Annotated in this window: 14 protein-coding genes and 1 tRNA gene; 3 read left to right on the forward strand and 12 right to left on the reverse strand. The window is 58.9% G+C overall.

Translation table 11 applies throughout. From position 1 onward, the window contains the following. The first annotated feature begins 171 nt into the window (after positions 1-171). Positions 172-1434 carry a lysophospholipid transporter LplT gene (lplT, locus tag BM062_RS04670; protein WP_092393920.1) on the forward strand — a complete coding sequence of 421 codons (1263 nt, stop codon included), beginning with the start codon at positions 172-174 and terminating at the stop codon, positions 1432-1434. Between the two features lie 26 nt (positions 1435-1460). On the opposite strand, the gene BM062_RS04675 is transcribed toward lplT, so the two are convergent. The 4 genes from BM062_RS04675 to tsaB are packed head-to-tail and all read right to left on the reverse strand — an operon-like array spanning position 1461 to position 4465. After that, complete coding sequence (locus tag BM062_RS04675; protein WP_092393923.1) at positions 1461-2453, reverse strand: DUF1853 family protein; 993 nt, start codon at positions 2451-2453, stop codon at positions 1461-1463. After that, positions 2434-3282: a uracil-DNA glycosylase gene (locus tag BM062_RS04680; RefSeq protein ID WP_092393925.1), complete on the reverse strand. Its 849-nt coding sequence runs from the start codon at positions 3280-3282 to the stop codon at positions 2434-2436. The genes BM062_RS04675 and BM062_RS04680 overlap by 20 nt, the downstream gene beginning before the upstream one ends. Continuing rightward, positions 3279-3764, reverse strand: a complete 486-nt coding sequence (rimI, locus tag BM062_RS04685; RefSeq protein ID WP_092393928.1) for a ribosomal protein S18-alanine N-acetyltransferase — start codon at positions 3762-3764, stop codon at positions 3279-3281. The genes BM062_RS04680 and rimI overlap by 4 nt, the downstream gene beginning before the upstream one ends. Beyond that, positions 3761-4465 carry a tRNA (adenosine(37)-N6)-threonylcarbamoyltransferase complex dimerization subunit type 1 TsaB gene (tsaB, locus tag BM062_RS04690; protein ID WP_092393931.1) on the reverse strand — a complete coding sequence of 235 codons (705 nt, stop codon included), beginning with the start codon at positions 4463-4465 and terminating at the stop codon, positions 3761-3763. Before tsaB ends, rimI begins: the two co-directional genes overlap by 4 nt. Positions 4466-4607: 142 nt before the next feature. Here tsaB and BM062_RS04695 point away from each other — a divergent pair, with 142 nt between their 5' ends. Next, on the forward strand, positions 4608-5030 hold the full coding sequence (locus BM062_RS04695; protein WP_092393934.1) for a thioredoxin family protein: 423 nt from the start codon (positions 4608-4610) through the stop codon (positions 5028-5030). On the opposite strand, the gene BM062_RS04700 is transcribed toward BM062_RS04695, so the two are convergent. The 3 genes from BM062_RS04700 to BM062_RS04710 are packed head-to-tail and all read right to left on the reverse strand — an operon-like array spanning position 5027 to position 7087. Then, positions 5027-5941, reverse strand: coding sequence for a LysR family transcriptional regulator (locus tag BM062_RS04700; RefSeq protein WP_092393937.1), 915 nt, complete (start codon positions 5939-5941; stop codon positions 5027-5029). The genes BM062_RS04695 and BM062_RS04700 overlap by 4 nt on opposite strands. A gap of 30 nt (positions 5942-5971) precedes the next feature. Then, the gene (locus BM062_RS04705; protein ID WP_139219994.1) at positions 5972-6292 is read right to left on the reverse strand and encodes a chemotaxis protein; all 321 of its coding nucleotides are present in this window, start codon (positions 6290-6292) and stop codon (positions 5972-5974) included. 57 nt (positions 6293-6349) lie between these two features. After that, positions 6350-7087 (reverse strand): ABC transporter ATP-binding protein, encoded by a 738-nt coding sequence (locus BM062_RS04710; RefSeq protein ID WP_092393942.1) that lies wholly within the window; start codon positions 7085-7087, stop codon positions 6350-6352. Here BM062_RS04710 and BM062_RS04715 point away from each other — a divergent pair. Next, positions 7086-7778, forward strand: a complete 693-nt coding sequence (locus BM062_RS04715; RefSeq protein WP_092393944.1) for an arylesterase — start codon at positions 7086-7088, stop codon at positions 7776-7778. The two genes, BM062_RS04710 and BM062_RS04715, sit on opposite strands and share 2 nt — an antisense overlap. A gap of 65 nt (positions 7779-7843) precedes the next feature. Here the strand turns inward: BM062_RS04715 and BM062_RS04720 are convergent, their stop codons facing one another. The 5 genes from BM062_RS04720 to clpX form a co-directional block, all read right to left on the reverse strand. Beyond that, complete coding sequence (locus BM062_RS04720) at positions 7844-9778, reverse strand: SurA N-terminal domain-containing protein (RefSeq protein ID WP_092393947.1); 1935 nt, start codon at positions 9776-9778, stop codon at positions 7844-7846. Positions 9779-9870: 92 nt separating this feature from the next. Next, positions 9871-9947: transfer RNA gene (locus tag BM062_RS04725), tRNA-Asp, on the reverse strand. A 175-nt stretch (positions 9948-10122) separates the two neighbouring features. Beyond that, entirely contained in the window at positions 10123-10395 is a 273-nt protein-coding gene (locus BM062_RS04730) for an HU family DNA-binding protein (RefSeq protein WP_014006418.1), read from the reverse strand. Positions 10396-10720: 325 nt separating this feature from the next. After that, positions 10721-13132: an endopeptidase La gene (lon, locus tag BM062_RS04735; RefSeq protein WP_092393950.1), complete on the reverse strand. Its 2412-nt coding sequence runs from the start codon at positions 13130-13132 to the stop codon at positions 10721-10723. 316 nt (positions 13133-13448) lie between these two features. Further along, positions 13449-14717 carry an ATP-dependent Clp protease ATP-binding subunit ClpX gene (clpX, locus tag BM062_RS04740; protein ID WP_014006420.1) on the reverse strand — a complete coding sequence of 423 codons (1269 nt, stop codon included), beginning with the start codon at positions 14715-14717 and terminating at the stop codon, positions 13449-13451. Positions 14718-14748 lie beyond the last annotated feature (31 nt).

Here is a 14748-nt window from a genome sequence, read left to right on the forward strand (position 1 = left end):
GTGAAGATTCGTAGAGCGTTCTATTTTACCGGATGCACCGCCGACGATGGATCGGCAATCCCCATAATTCGACGGAACGTTTTCTCTTTTGCATCTCTCATAATCACGAATCGGTCATATTTTCATGGTATAAAGCAGGCCGGGGACACATTGTTACATTCTGGGATGCGGATGAATCGCGGTTTTTACACCATCATGGCAGCGCAGTTTTTTTCTTCGCTGGCCGACAACGCACTGCTCATAGCGGCAATCGCCTTACTGGCTGAAATGTCCTCGCCCGGCTGGATGACGCCGCTGCTGAAACTGTTTTTTGTCCTATCTTACGTGCTGTTAGCTGCTTTTGTCGGCGCTTTTGCTGATTCGCTGCCCAAAGGCCGGGTGATGTTCATCACCAACATGATCAAGATCGCCGGCTGCCTGATGATGTTTGCCGACGTCCATCCCCTGATCGCCTATGGCGTGGTCGGCTTCGGCGCAGCGGCATATTCGCCTGCCAAATATGGCATCCTCACTGAATTGTTGCCGGCGGAAAAACTGGTGGCTGCCAACGGCTGGATCGAAGGCTTGACCATGGCGTCGATCATCCTCGGCACGGTCCTCGGCGGCGCCCTCGTCAGTCCCCACGTCGTTTCCATCTTGCTGCAATGGCACATCCCCATCATCAACTGGCACCTGAACACGCCGACCCATGCGGCGCTGATGGTGATCGGCATGCTGTACCTGATCGCTACCGTCTTCAACCTGAAAATCCCTGACACCGGCGCCCGCTACCCGCACCAGCAGCGCAGGCCGAGCAAGCTGATCGTCGATTTCGCCAATTGCAACGCAATCCTGTGGAAAGACAAGCTGGGGCAGATTTCGCTAGCCGTCACCACCCTGTTCTGGGGCGCCGGCGCAACCTTGCAGTTCATCGTATTGAAATGGGCCGAGAAGTCGCTCGGCATGCCGCTCGACAAGGCTGCCATCCTGCAAGGCGTGGTGGCGTTTGGCGTGGCGATCGGCGCCGGGGCGGCGGCGCGCATGATCCCACTGAAAAAATCGCTGACCGTCATGCCGATGGGCATCGTGATGGGCCTGGTGGTGATGGCCATGACCGTGGTGCACTCGGTATGGGTCGCTTACCCGCTGCTGATCATCATCGGCGCCTTGTCGGGTTATTTCGTGGTGCCGATGAATGCGCTGCTGCAGCATCGCGGCCATGTGCTGATGAGCGCCGGCCATTCGATTGCCGTGCAGAACTTCAATGAAAACCTGTCGGTGCTGACCATGCTGGTGCTGTATGCGCTGATGATCAAGATCGACCTGGATGTCAATATCGTCATCCTCCTGTTTGGCTCGTTTGTCGCCTGCATCATGTTTCTCATCATGCGCAAGCATGCGGCCAATCAGCGCGAGCATGATTCGCTGGCCTTGATTGGCGAAACCAAGCATTAACGCCTGCAGAAAAATCCAGGCAGCGATCAGCCTTGGTCGCCCATCCTTGCATGACGCTGGGCCGCCGCCCGCTCCGCCCAGTCGTCCGGCACCACAAAACCTCTGTCGATTTCCAGCCCATACCCATCCTCGGCGCGCAGGGTCGCCAGCAGCACCGGCGCGGCATCGCCGGCAAAATGCTGCGACAAGGCCTGTTGCGCGTCTGCCGCGCTGAGCGCGTGTCCAAGCGCGATTTTTGCCGGCGCCAGCCAGCGCTGGCGCGGCAATACCAGGTACAAAGCCGACTGATCCAGCTGCAACGCGGAGAGGCTGCGCCAATATCCCCGGCAAGCGTTTGCGGATACGCCGAGCGCGTCGGGCGAGGGTAAATCGTCATCCGGATAAAACAGCCAGCCCTTGACCAGTGCCTGGGCAGAAGCGACCGGTTCACTCAGGTGTATCTGCGAAGCCGGATGCTGCGACAGCACCAGCTGGCGCTGCAGGATCTTTTGCATTTTGGCGCCCAGCGAATCGGCCAGGTTAGGACCCAGGAAATCGTCCGGCTGCAAGCTGCCGCCGCCAGTCTCCAGCAGATAGAACTTGGTCGCGAACTCCCAGTGGACCAGGTCGCCGTTCAGCCGCAACAGGAAATCGAATTCGCCTATCGTGTCGTTTTTGCTGGCCCTGACCTGCACGCTGTGCGCCACCAGCATCTGCCGCTGCTCAAAATAAAACGCCATCAATTTTTCCGCATACAGGCCCAAGCGCGTCGATGGCAAGCTGCCGATATAGCTGTGCAATGCCTGCAATTTTTCCGGCGCCTGCTCCAGCGCGCTCAGCCATGCAGCCAGGCCGGCGTCAGCGTAGCTGGCGATTTTTCCTTGCCACTGTGCGGCCCGGGGATCAAGCAGGTCGGGCGCATCCAGCAGCCAAGCCAGCGCCCTGACGTGCGGATCGAACAGATGGTTCCAGCGCAAGTGAAACTGTTGCTGGCAAGCGCCGGCGTGCGCCGCGGAAGAATCATTCGCCGGCGTTGGCATACGTGCTCATGGCCAGGCACAGGTCGCTCCAGACTTTGCCCTTGTCGCCCAGCTGGCGCAGCAGATAAGCCGGGTGATAGGTCACCACCAGAGGACGGTCGGCGTAGCGGTGCACGGAGCCGCGCAGTTTTGAAACCGGGGTGGCGGGATCCAGTCCCAGCAGCGACAAGGCAGCGGTCTTGCCCAGCGCGACCAGGACGGTTGGCTGGATCAATTCGATCTGGCGCTGCAGATACGGCAGGCAGGCCGCCACTTCGTCCGCCGCCGGTGGCCGATCGCGGCCGGTGCCGTCGGTGGGGCGGCACTTGACGATATTGGCGATGTACGCGTTTTCGCCGCGCTTCAAGCCCATCGCCAGCAGGATATTGTCGAGCAGTTTACCTGCCGGGCCGACGAACGGCTCGCCCTGGATATCCTCGTTGCGTCCGGGACCTTCGCCGATGAACAGCCATTTGGCCTTGCTGTCGCCGACACCGAACACGGTATTCTTGCGCCCCTGGCAGAGCCCGCAAGCTGTGCAGCCTGCCACTGCCTTCTGCAACTGTCCCCAATCCATCGCGGCGGTGGAAATCCCCGCCTGGACGGCTGCCTGCGGTACGGATACCGGTTCGGCGTCGGCCCAGGCTGAAACCGCCGGATTATCCTGCACGCGGCTCGCCATCGGCTCGACCCGCTGCGGCACCGGCACGGCGGGAATTTCCACCGCCGGCGCCATATCCGCTTTTATCAGTTCTGCGCCTGCCAAGCCGGCGCCGCCATCGCGCCGCAGCCACAGCGGGCCGAGGCCGATCTCGTCAAGGAAAACGCTGCGCCTGCTCATCTCGCTCATAACGGCAGCCTCATTACGATGGCTTCTTCACGCTTGTCGCCGGCAGCAGGATAATAATCGCGGCGGCGGCCGATCTCGACGAAACCGTAGCGCTGGTAGATCGCAATCGCACGCGTATTCGATGGCCGCACTTCCAGCAACACCGACTGCATCTGCTGCTGATGCGCCAGGAGGCATACCTTATCGAGCAGCATCTTGCCGATGCCGCGCCGCTGCATGTCTCCATGCACGCTGATATTGAGCAGATGCGCCTCGTCCAGCGCCTGCATCATGAAAAAATAGCCGAGCAAGGCCTGCTTCGCATCGCGCAATACCCAGCATTGATAACCGCTCTGGATCGAATCGACAAAATTGCCATGGGTCCAGGGATGCGAATACACGGTCTTTTCGATCGCCAGCACCTCGTCCAGGTCTTCGATACGCATGGCGGCAAACGCAAGCGGCCGCAACAGGCCGGCCGCCGGCTGTGCATTGGCGTTCATGGGTTCACCTTGGCGGCGCGCTCGGCGGTGGTGAGCGCTACCTTGTTACGCAAATACAAAGGCTGGGCCTGCACCGCACTCAAGCCCCTGCCTTGGGCCAGCGCGACGCTGCCCAGCTGGGCGATCTGGCGCGCGCTCGGCATCACCGCCGGCAAGCCGCCGGCCGCGAACGGAGCAGCGGAAAACGCTTCCGCATATGCCGCCAAGCCATTGCCGCAGGCTTGCAGCACGCCGCTTTGCGCCGGCAGGGGCAATACCTGCGACGGCGCCGACAAAGCCGGTTCGGCAATTACCTGCCAGCCATCGCCGGCAAAGCGATATTGGGCCCAGTAGACTTCGCCCATGCGCGCATCCAGCACCGCCAGCACTTCGCCGGCGCCGTTGAGGTCGCGGCAAGCCTGCGCCATGGCGGCCAGCGTCACTACCGGCAACACCGGCAGGTCGGCGCCGAACGCCAGTCCTTGCACGATGCCGCAGGCGGTGCGCACCCCCGTGAAGGAGCCGGGACCGACGCCGAACGCCAGCGCGTCGCACTGGGCCAGGCTGATCCCGGCCTCGGCCAGCAAGTCTTGCACCATCGGCAGGATGGCAAGGGAATGGGTTTGGACGCCCGCCGATTCGCGGGTAGTCACCTGGCCGTCGCGCAACAAGGCGGCGGAGGCCAGTTCGGTAGATGTTTCAATGGCAAGAATGGTCTGCATGGGCCGTATTTTACCGCGCTCGACGCCGCTTCGGCTGTACTCTGCGCGATTGGCCGGCCCAATCCTGCGGCAAAGGCCCCAGGAACCGGCAAACCAAGGGTATTCATGCAAGATCCAGCGCACACGCTGTAAAATATCGCGAATGCTGATCCTCACTCTCGATAACGACAATCACCAGGAACTTGCCACCACCCTGTCGGAGGATGGCTGGGTGGCGGCTTGCCTGTGCGCCGCCTGGTGCGGCAGCTGCCGGGAATATTTCGCGAATTTCACGGCGTTGGCGCAACGCCATCCGCATGTGCAATTCGTCTGGATCGATATCGAAGACCAGGCAGAACTGATCGGCGACCTGGACGTCGACAATTTCCCTACCTTGCTGATCCAGCGCGGCGACGTCGTGGCGTTCCTGGGCCCGGTGGAAATGGATTTGCGCCTGGCCGAAAGAATCCTGCTGGCGCAAATGGAAAAGAGCACCCCTGAGCTGCAGGCCGAAGCCCAGAGCAGCACGGAACGCCGTCATTGGCAGCTGGAAGCCAATCTATTGCGGCGCCTGGCGGATATTTAGGATGCCAGCCAGGGGTCGCAATCCGGATGCGGAAACTGCGCCATCATGAAATCGACAAAACTGCGCACCTTGGCCGACAACAGGCGCCGGCTGGGATAGACCAGGCGCACTGCCACCTTGTTGATCTGGTAATCGGGCAGCACCCGCACCACGCGCCCCGCCACCATATCGTCGCCCAGCGTATACGAGGTGCGCATGGCGATTCCCATCCCTGCCAGCAAACACTGGCGCAGCAAATCGGTATTGTTCGACATCACCTTGCTGGTGATCGGAATGACCGAGGCGCCCTGCTCCGACTGGAAGGTCCAGTGATGGCGCAGATGTTCCATGGAAAAATTGAGGCATGAATGCTGCGCCAGTTCCTCCGGCGTCTGCGGCACGCCATGTTCGGCAATATAAGCCGGCGAGGCGCACAGCAGCACTTCCGCGATGCCCAGCTGGCGCGCCACCATGCCGGCGTCGAATTTCTGGTTGACCGAAAAAATGCCGACGTCAAAACCTTCTTCGATCAGGTCGACAGTACGGTCCGACAAGGTCACATCCAGCCGCACATCGGGATACTGCTTCGAATACAGCGGCAGCAGGCGCGCCAGCTGGGTCTGGCCGAAACCGATCTGCGAATAGATGTGCAAGGTGCCGGCGGGTTTGGTCGACAGCACGGAAGCAGCAGCTTCTGCTTCGTCGATTTCATCCAGGATCTGCTGCACCCGCTCCAGGTAAGCCTGGCCCGGTTCGGTCAGCGCCATGCGGCGCGTCGAGCGGTGCAGCAGGCGGATCCCGAGATGGTTTTCCAGGTCGGCCACCAGGCGCGTGACCACCGCATTCGACATGTCCAGCACCTGGGCGGCGGCGACAAAGCTGCCCTGCTCCACTACCTTCGCAAAAACCCGCATTGACTGCAAGCGATCCATATTCTTTTGTCCTATCTTATTCTCTGCCGCTCATTTACTCAGCAAAGCCGTGAAGGCGACCACCAGGGCCAGCGCGCTGAGGCCCAGCGCCAGTCCGCACAGCACGCCGGCGCGCCGCGATTTTGCGTCGGCTTGCAGCGCCTCTTGCCGCATTTCCTGCTCAAGCAATGGCAGCGCGGTCTTGAGTTGTTCGGCAAGCGCCTTGATGTCGCCGACATTTTGCAGCGACGCCGCCTGCAGTTCGCTTACCTGCTGCTGCAAGATCTGCAGCCGGCTCTCTTCCGTATTACCTTTGCGCCGGGTGAACACCGGCGCCGCCACGGAAATGATGTCGCTGATATACGGAAGCACAGCCTTTGTTACTGAAAGCCAAGCCGACATGCACTACCCTCCACTTTCTTTTTTCGCTTATTGAAATATCTGCGCATCGGCAGCGCTGGTATCACCCGGGCGCAGCAGACGGCCGGCGGCGATCGTGATGGTCTGGCGGCACTGCATGGCGATCGAGGTATCGTGCGTCACCAGCACCAGCGTTGAGCCGCGTTCCTGGTTCAGGTCAAACATCAGCTGGATCACCGCGTCGCCGGTAGCCGCATCGAGGCTGCCGGTAGGCTCGTCAGCGAACAAGAGCGGCGGCTCGGTGACGAAAGCACGCGCCAGCGCCACCCGCTGCTGCTCACCGCCCGACAGGTATTTCGGATAGTGCTGCAAGCGCGACCCCAGCCCGACCCGTTCCAGCTTGGCCTGCGCCTTCTCTTTGGCATCCCTGTCGCCACGCAGTTCGAGCGGCAGCATGACATTTTCCAGCGCGCTCAAATGGCTCAGCAACTGGAAAGACTGGAAAACGAAACCGAGCTTTTCCTTGCGCAAGCCGGCGCGGCCATCCTCGTCCAGGGCAAAGATATCGCTGCCGTCGATGTGCACAGTGCCCGACGATGGCGTGTCCAACCCCGCCAGCAAGCCCAGCAAGGTCGATTTGCCGGAACCGGAAGCGCCGACAATCGCCAGCGTGGTACCGCCCTGGACGTTAAAATTGATATCATCAAGAATCACCAGCTCGCCGCTGGCGTCGGCAACACGCTTGGTCAAGCGCTGGACGTCTATGGCTGGGGCTATTGCAGGATTAACAGAAGAGGACTGATGCATGCAGATTATCGACTCCGGGTTGGGGAATGGTTTTCAGGACCTGGCCGAGGGCTGGCGCCGCAAATTCGGCGTTGGCTTGCGGCTTGCCGCCTTGCTGCTTGGCCTGCTCGGCCTAGTATGGACGAACAATGCCTATTCTGCATCAAAATCGATACTGGTGTTAGGCGATAGCCTTTCCGCGGAATACGGACTGGCGCGCGGCAGCGGCTGGGTGTCCTTGCTGCAGCAGCGCCTGAAGACAGAAAACCTTGGCGGCAGCGTCGTCAACGCCAGCATCAGCGGCGAAACCAGCAGCGGCGGCAAAACGCGCTTGCCGGCGCTGCTCCTGCAACGGCCGGACATTGTCATCATCGAACTGGGCGCCAACGATGCCCTGCGCGGCCTGCAACTGAACGCCACCGAAAGCAACCTGCGCGCGATGATCAGCGCGGCGCAGCAAGCGAAAGCAAAAGTGCTGCTGGTGGGCATGCGGATTCCGCCCAACTATGGCCGCGACTACACCGAAAAATTCTTTGCCCTTTATCCGATGCTGGCCAAACAGGCCAAGGTGCCGCTGGTTCCGTTCCTGCTCGACGGCGTCGCCGACAAACCGGACATGTTCCAGGCCGACCGCATGCATCCTGTAGCGCAGGCGCATCCGATCATATTGAACAATGTCTGGCCGGAATTGAAACCGCTGCTGGCGAAATGACATCCAGCAATAAAAAAGCCACTTTCCAGCGGCTTTTTTATTCTCTACCTTAGTGACGGCATCGATCAGTTCTGCTTGTCATCGCCGCCAGCGGCGATGCTTGCCACCGGTTTCAGTATCTTGACCTTGGCTTTCTCTTTCAGCACATCCACATACGCCAGCATTTCCTGCTGTCCCAGGACACTGGTGATCTGCTGCTGTTCAGCAGTACGCCGCGCCTGGTCCTGGGCCGCCGGCTGGCCGACCTTGGCGATCCGGTACAGTCCATAACCCTGCTGCGGCAGCACCACGCCGACATAGGCCGGCAGTTTATTCACGTTGGCCTTCATCACCGCCTCGAACGCCACCGGATTGACACCCTGGTTCTTGACGCGCGACACGGTTTGCACCGCGCCGAAACCGCCGGCGCTGTCTTGCGCTCTCAGCGCGGCCAGTTTTTCTTCGCCGGCTTTCTTGGCCAGCGCGGCCTCTTCGGTACGCGTGACCTTGTCGCTGATGATCGCCTTGACCTCGTCGAACGAACGCTTGGTCACCGGCTTGTATTCGACTACATGGCCGGCGATGAACGTGTTCGGCGCTATCTCGATCGCTTCGGTATTGTGCTTGTTCTTCAAGGCCTCATCCGAGTACAGCGCGGCCAGGAATTTCGGGTTGTTGTACGGAGCGGCGGCTGGCGCAGCGGCAGGATTCGGCTGGCGGCCGAGGTTCGCGGCCGACTGGATCTGCAGGTGCATCTTGTCGGCGACAGGCTTCAGGCTGTCGGCCTGCTCGTACACCGTGTTGCTGAACGCTTCCGCCAGTTCGGTGAACTTGCGCGCTGCCAGCTGTTTCTTGATCTCGGCGCCGATATCGGCCTTGACTTCATCGATCGGCTTGACCACTGCAGGCTTGATGCCGGTTACTTCGATAATGTGATAACCGAAATCGGATTGCACCAGGTCGCTGATCTCGCCCTGTTTCAGCTTGCCGGCTGCGTCCTCGAAAGGCTTGACCATCATGCCCGGGCCGAAATAACCGAGATCGCCTCCCATTTCAGCAGACGCGGTGTCTTGCGAATTGGCCTTGGCCACTTTGGCGAAGTCGGCGGGATTCTTGCGTACCTGGGCCAGCAAGCCTTCTGCCTTGGCTTTTGCCGCGGCCAGTTCCGCCGCCGGCGCGTCTTTCTTCACCGAGACCAGGATATGGCTGGCGCGGCGTTCTTCCGGCGTCGTGTAACGGCTCAGGTTATTGTCGTAATAGGATTTGATGTCGGCATCGCTGACCGTTACCTGGGCTGCAACCGCAGCGCTGTCGAGCACGACATAGTCAGCCTTGATCTGCTCAGGGATTTCGAATTCCTTGGCGTTCTTGACGTAGTAGTCCTGCAGCATGGCGTCGGTGACTTTCACTTGCGCGGCATAGTCGGCAGTCTTGAACAGCAGCTCCTGCACGTCGCGTTCCTGATCGTTGATGTCCGACAAGCGCGTGGCGACTGTTTTCGGCGTAAACGCGGTGGTTTGCACTGCGCCGTTCAACTGCTGCATTGCCATGTCCTGGCGCAGGCGCGCCTCGTACATGGTCGGCGTCATGCCCTGCGCCGCCAGCAATGCCTTGTAGCGTTCATTGTCGAATTTGCCGTCGGCGCCATGCAATTCCGGCACACCCATGATGGCTTGCTGCAGGCTTTGATCGGATACCGACAAATGCTCGCTGCCCACCGCCGCGACCAGCACGCGCTGCGCGATCAGGTTATCCAGCACGCCTTGCTTGGCTTGCGGCGTCTCGACCATCTTCGGGTCGAAACGGTCGCCGAATGCCTGGCGCATGCGGTCCATCTGCTGGCGCAGGGCGGCGTCCCATTCCTGCTGGGTGATCGGCTGGCCGGCGACTTTCGCCACCGTGTTGGCGCCGTCGCCAAAGCTGCTATAGCTTTGCAGCCCGACTAATGCAAACGAAGGGATGATCAGGAGCAGCAGCAAGAACTGCATCAAGCGCTGATGGGTACGGACAAATTCAAACATGGTCGGCCAATCAAGATCAAAAAGGAAGGCTGCAATACAAACCGGATGTACATAAGAAAAAAGGCGAACTCTCGTTCGCCTTTTTTGTATTTTGGCGGAGTGGACGGGACTCGAACCCGCGACCCCCGGCGTGACAGGCCGGTATTCTAACCAGCTGAACTACCACTCCTAAACAACTGCTTGCAAATCTCAGTTGACCTCGAAAACCTACTGCGCGGCCCAATCTCGGTACTGCGATGCTCACCGTGCTTTCGCACGCCTCCGCTTCTCCTACCGACCTTGGGTCGCTCGCTACGGTTTTGCAAGGCCCACTTATTTGGCGTTTGTCACCACGCCAAAAGACGCTAGTTTACAGCATCTTTCAACGCTTTGCCAGGCTTAAATTTAGGAACTTTCGCTGCCTTGATCTTAATTGCCTCTCCGGTACGCGGATTACGGCCGGTGCGTGCTGCGCGCTTGCCTACCGAGAACGTGCCAAAGCCGACCAAGGTCACTGAGCCGTTCTTTTTCAACGTGGTTTTAACTGCGGCGATCACGGCATCCAAAGCGCGGGTCGACGCGGCCTTGGAAATGTCTGCTGACTTGGCGATGTGATCGATTAATTCGGTTTTGTTCACTGAAGCCCCCTCACAGGAATTGAAATTCGAGATGATGCTTGTTCCGCATTTTGTGCGAAAAATCATCGCAGATGGACTGCAGAAAAAAATCTGCAGCTGGTATTAAACAAGCCGCAAAGCCTTGTGTCAAGCGCTTTCCCGGCGATACGGGGAGGTTTAACCTGATTTTACAAACTTGATATATTCAACATTAAATACATTTGCACATATGAAAAAACCCCAAAAGTTGTTGTCCAACTTTTGGGGTTCAGTTCACTCGCGAGCGCTTTTTAAAAACAGGAATCAGGCTGGCGAATCCGATAGCTTATCCGGATCCGGCACCGGCTCAGTGCTTGACCACGCTGGGATCCGACTTCTCGCTGCTCTTGGCGACGGCAGCATCCAGCACTGCTTCCTCGTCGGTCAAAGGCACAGGCTGCCGCTCCAGGGCGATCTCGAGCACCTTGTCGATCCAGCGCACCGGTACGATTTCCAGCTTGTTCTTGACGTTGTCCGGAATCTCGGCCAGGTCTTTCACGTTCTGCTCTGGAATCAGCACCGTCTTGATGCCGCCGCGATGCGCTGCCAGCAGTTTTTCCTTCAAGCCGCCGATAGGCAGGACTTCGCCGCGCAAGGTGATTTCACCCGTCATGGCGACATCGGCCCGCACCGGGATCCCGGTAAAGATCGAGACCAGGGCGGTAGTCATCCCGACGCCGGCCGACGGTCCGTCTTTTGGCGTCGCGCCTTCCGGCACGTGGATATGGATATCGCTCTTCTCGAACGCCTCGCCCCTGATGCCCAGTTTCGCGGCGCGGCTGCGCATCACCGTGCGTGCAGCTTCGATCGATTCCTTCATCACGTCGCCCAGGGTGCCGGTACGGATGATTGCACCTTTACCCGGCATCTTGACGGCTTCGATGGTCAGCAGCTCGCCGCCCACTTCAGTCCACGCCAGGCCGACCACTTGGCCGATCTGGTTCTCTTTTTCGGCAACGCCGAAATCGAAGCGCCGCACACCGAGGAATTTATCGATGTTCTTGGAAGTGACCGCAACCTTCTTCTCCTGCTTCTTCAACAGCAGCAGCTTCACCACCTTGCGGCAGATCTTGGAGATTTCCCGTTCCAGCGAACGCACCCCGGCTTCACGCGTGTAGTAACGGATGATGTCGCGGATCGCGCTTTCAGCCAGGCTGATTTCCTCGACCTTCAAACCATTGTTCTTGATTTGCTTGGGCAGCAGGTAACGCAGCGCGATGTTGGTCTTTTCATCTTCGGTGTAGCCTGACAGGCGAATCACTTCCATCCGGTCCAGCAGCGCCGGCGGGATGTTGAAGGAGTTCGAAGTCGCCACGAACATCACATCCGACAAGTCGAAATCGACTTCGATGTAATGGTCCGAGAAGGTATGGTTCTGCTCAGGATCCAGCACCTCCAGCAGCGCCGACGACGGATCGCCGCGGAAATCCATGCCGAGCTTGTCGATCTCGTCCAGCAGGAACAGCGGATTGCGCACCCCGACCTTGGCCAGGCTTTGCAAGATCTTGCCTGGCATGGAACCAATGTAGGTACGGCGATGACCGCGGATCTCGGCCTCGTCACGCACGCCGCCTAAAGCCATCCGCACGAATTTGCGGTTGGTGGCGCGGGCGATCGACTGCCCCAGCGAGGTTTTACCCACGCCCGGAGGACCGACGAAACACAGGATCGGCGCTTTCAGCTTGTCGACGCGCTGTTGCACGGCAAGATATTCCAGGATGCGTTCTTTGACCTTGTCGAGGCCGTAGTGATCGCCTTCCAGGACTTTTTCGGCATTACCCAGTTCGTTGTTGACCTTGGATTTTTTCTTCCATGGCAAACCGACCAGCGTATCGATGTAGTTGCGCACCACGGTCGCTTCGGCTGACATCGGTGACATCAGTTTCAGTTTCTTCAGCTCGCTCTGCGCCTTTTCCAGCGCTTCCTTAGGCATCTTGGCAGACAGGATCTTCTTTTCCAGCTCTTCCAGGTCAGCGCCTTCTTCGCCTTCGCCCAATTCCTTCTGGATCGCCTTGACCTGCTCGTTCAGATAGTATTCGCGCTGGGATTTTTCCATCTGGCGCTTGACGCGGCCGCGGATGCGCTTCTCGACTTGCAGGATATCCAGTTCGCCTTCGAGCTGGCCGAGCAGGTGCTCGTAACGCTTGGCGATATTGAAGATTTCCAGGATGACCTGCTTTTGCTCGAGCTTCAGCGGCAAGTGGGCGGCGATGGTGTCGGCCAGGCGGCCAGCGTCATCGATTCCGGACAGCGAGGTCAGGATCTCCGGCGGAATTTTCTTGTTCAGTTTGACGTACTGGTCGAATTGCTGAACGATGGCGCGGCGCATCGCTTCCACTTCAGCCTCATCGCCCAGTTCGGATTCGACCGGCGTCAGGTCGGCGACAAAATGCGTGTCGAGTTCGCTGATGTGATGGATGCGCGCACGCTGCGCCCCTTCCACCAGCACCTTGACGGTGCCGTCGGGCAGTTTCAGCATTTGCAAGATATTGGCGACGCAGCCGATTTCATAAATATCGTCCGGCGACGGCTCGTCCTTGGCTGCGGCTTTCTGGGCCGCGAGCATGATGCTCTTGCCCTGCTCCATCGCGGCTTCAAGCGCCTTGATCGATTTTGGGCGACCGACGAACAGTGGAATCACCATATGCGGGAATACCACGACATCCCGTAAAGGCAAGAGAGGCAACTGAGTTTGTTCAGTAAATGTAGAAGTCGTCATGGTGAGCCCTATCAAAAAATCTTATTAATGATGTTGGCACGAGTGGCCGAAACTCAAGCCCCGGTTTCAACAATAAATCACCACTTCTATTTGCAACTAGTTTGCGATGGCCAATAAAAAAGCCACACGCGAAGGTAACTTCGGGTGGCTTTGCGATTGAAGCCAAATCGTATGTTTTGGCAAATTGTACTACTTTTGGCTTAAAAACCGGCTTAAACCCCTGCTTTTTACATGGCTTTACAAATTTCCCGGTTTTGCGCCGCCGCCAGGAACCGGCCTTTGGCAAGACCTGCTCCGGCAGACAAACCTGACCGCCTTATTTCGCGCCGGACACCTTCGGCTGCTCATGGTAAATCAGCAACGGTTTAGCGCCGCTGTTGACGGTATTTTCATCAACCACGACCTTGGCGACGTTCTGCTGGCTTGGCAAATCGTACATAACGTCGAGCAGCACGTGCTCGAGGATGGAGCGCAAGCCGCGCGCACCGGTTTTACGCGCCAGGGCGCGCTTGGCGATGGCTTGCAGCGCCGCAGGGCGGATTTCCAGCTCGGCGCCTTCCATCTGCAGCAGCTTGGAGTATTGCTTGACCAGCGCGTTCTTGGGCGCAATCAGGATCTCGATCAGCGCTTCTTCATTCAGCTCGGCCAGCGTCGCGATCACCGGCAAACGGCCGACCAGCTCTGGAATCAGGCCGAAGCGCGTCAAGTCCTCAGGCTCGGCGTCCAGCAGCACTTCGCTGGAGGTACGCTGGCTCTGGCTCTTCACATTTGCCGAAAAGCCAATACCGCTCTTTTCCGAACGCTCGGAAATGATCTTGGCCAGGCCGTCGAAGGCGCCGCCGCAAATGAACAGGATGTTGGTGGTGTCGATCTGCACGAAGTCCTGGTTCGGGTGCTTGCGCCCGCCTTGCGGCGGCACCGAGGCCATGGTGCCTTCGATCAGTTTCAGCAAGGCTTGCTGCACGCCCTCGCCCGAGACATCGCGGGTAATCGACGGGTTATCCGACTTGCGCGAAATCTTGTCGATTTCATCGATGTAGACGATGCCCCGCTGCGCCTTCTCGACTTCGTAATTGCAGTTCTGCAGCAGTTTCTGGATGATGTTTTCGACGTCCTCGCCGACATAACCGGCTTCGGTCAGCGTGGTCGCATCGGCGATCACGAACGGCACGTTCAGCATGCGCGCCAGCGTTTGCGCCAGCAGGGTCTTGCCGGAGCCGGTCGGACCGACCAGCAGGATATTGCTCTTCGCCAGTTCGATGTCGTCTTTCTTGCCAAGATGCTTGAGACGCTTGTAATGGTTGTACACCGCCACCGACAGGATCCGCTTGGCAGGCTCCTGGCCGATCACGTACTGGTCGAGCAGCTCGCTGATTTCCTGCGGGATCGGCAGTTCCGATTTTTGACCATCCAGCGTTTCGACGTTCGATGCTTCATCGGTAATGATGTCATTACAGAGATCGATACATTCATCACAAATGAATACCGATGGCCCGGCGATGAGTTTTTTCACTTCATGCTGGCTTTTGCCGCAGAAGGAACAATAAAGCAGTTTTTCGCCGCTGGAAGATTTTTTATCAGACATAAAGGCAGAGTTTAAGTAAAACTATAGAGGG

Source organism: Collimonas sp. OK412, from assembly GCF_900112135.1.
Taxonomy (GTDB): domain Bacteria; phylum Pseudomonadota; class Gammaproteobacteria; order Burkholderiales; family Burkholderiaceae_D; genus Collimonas; species Collimonas rhizosphaerae.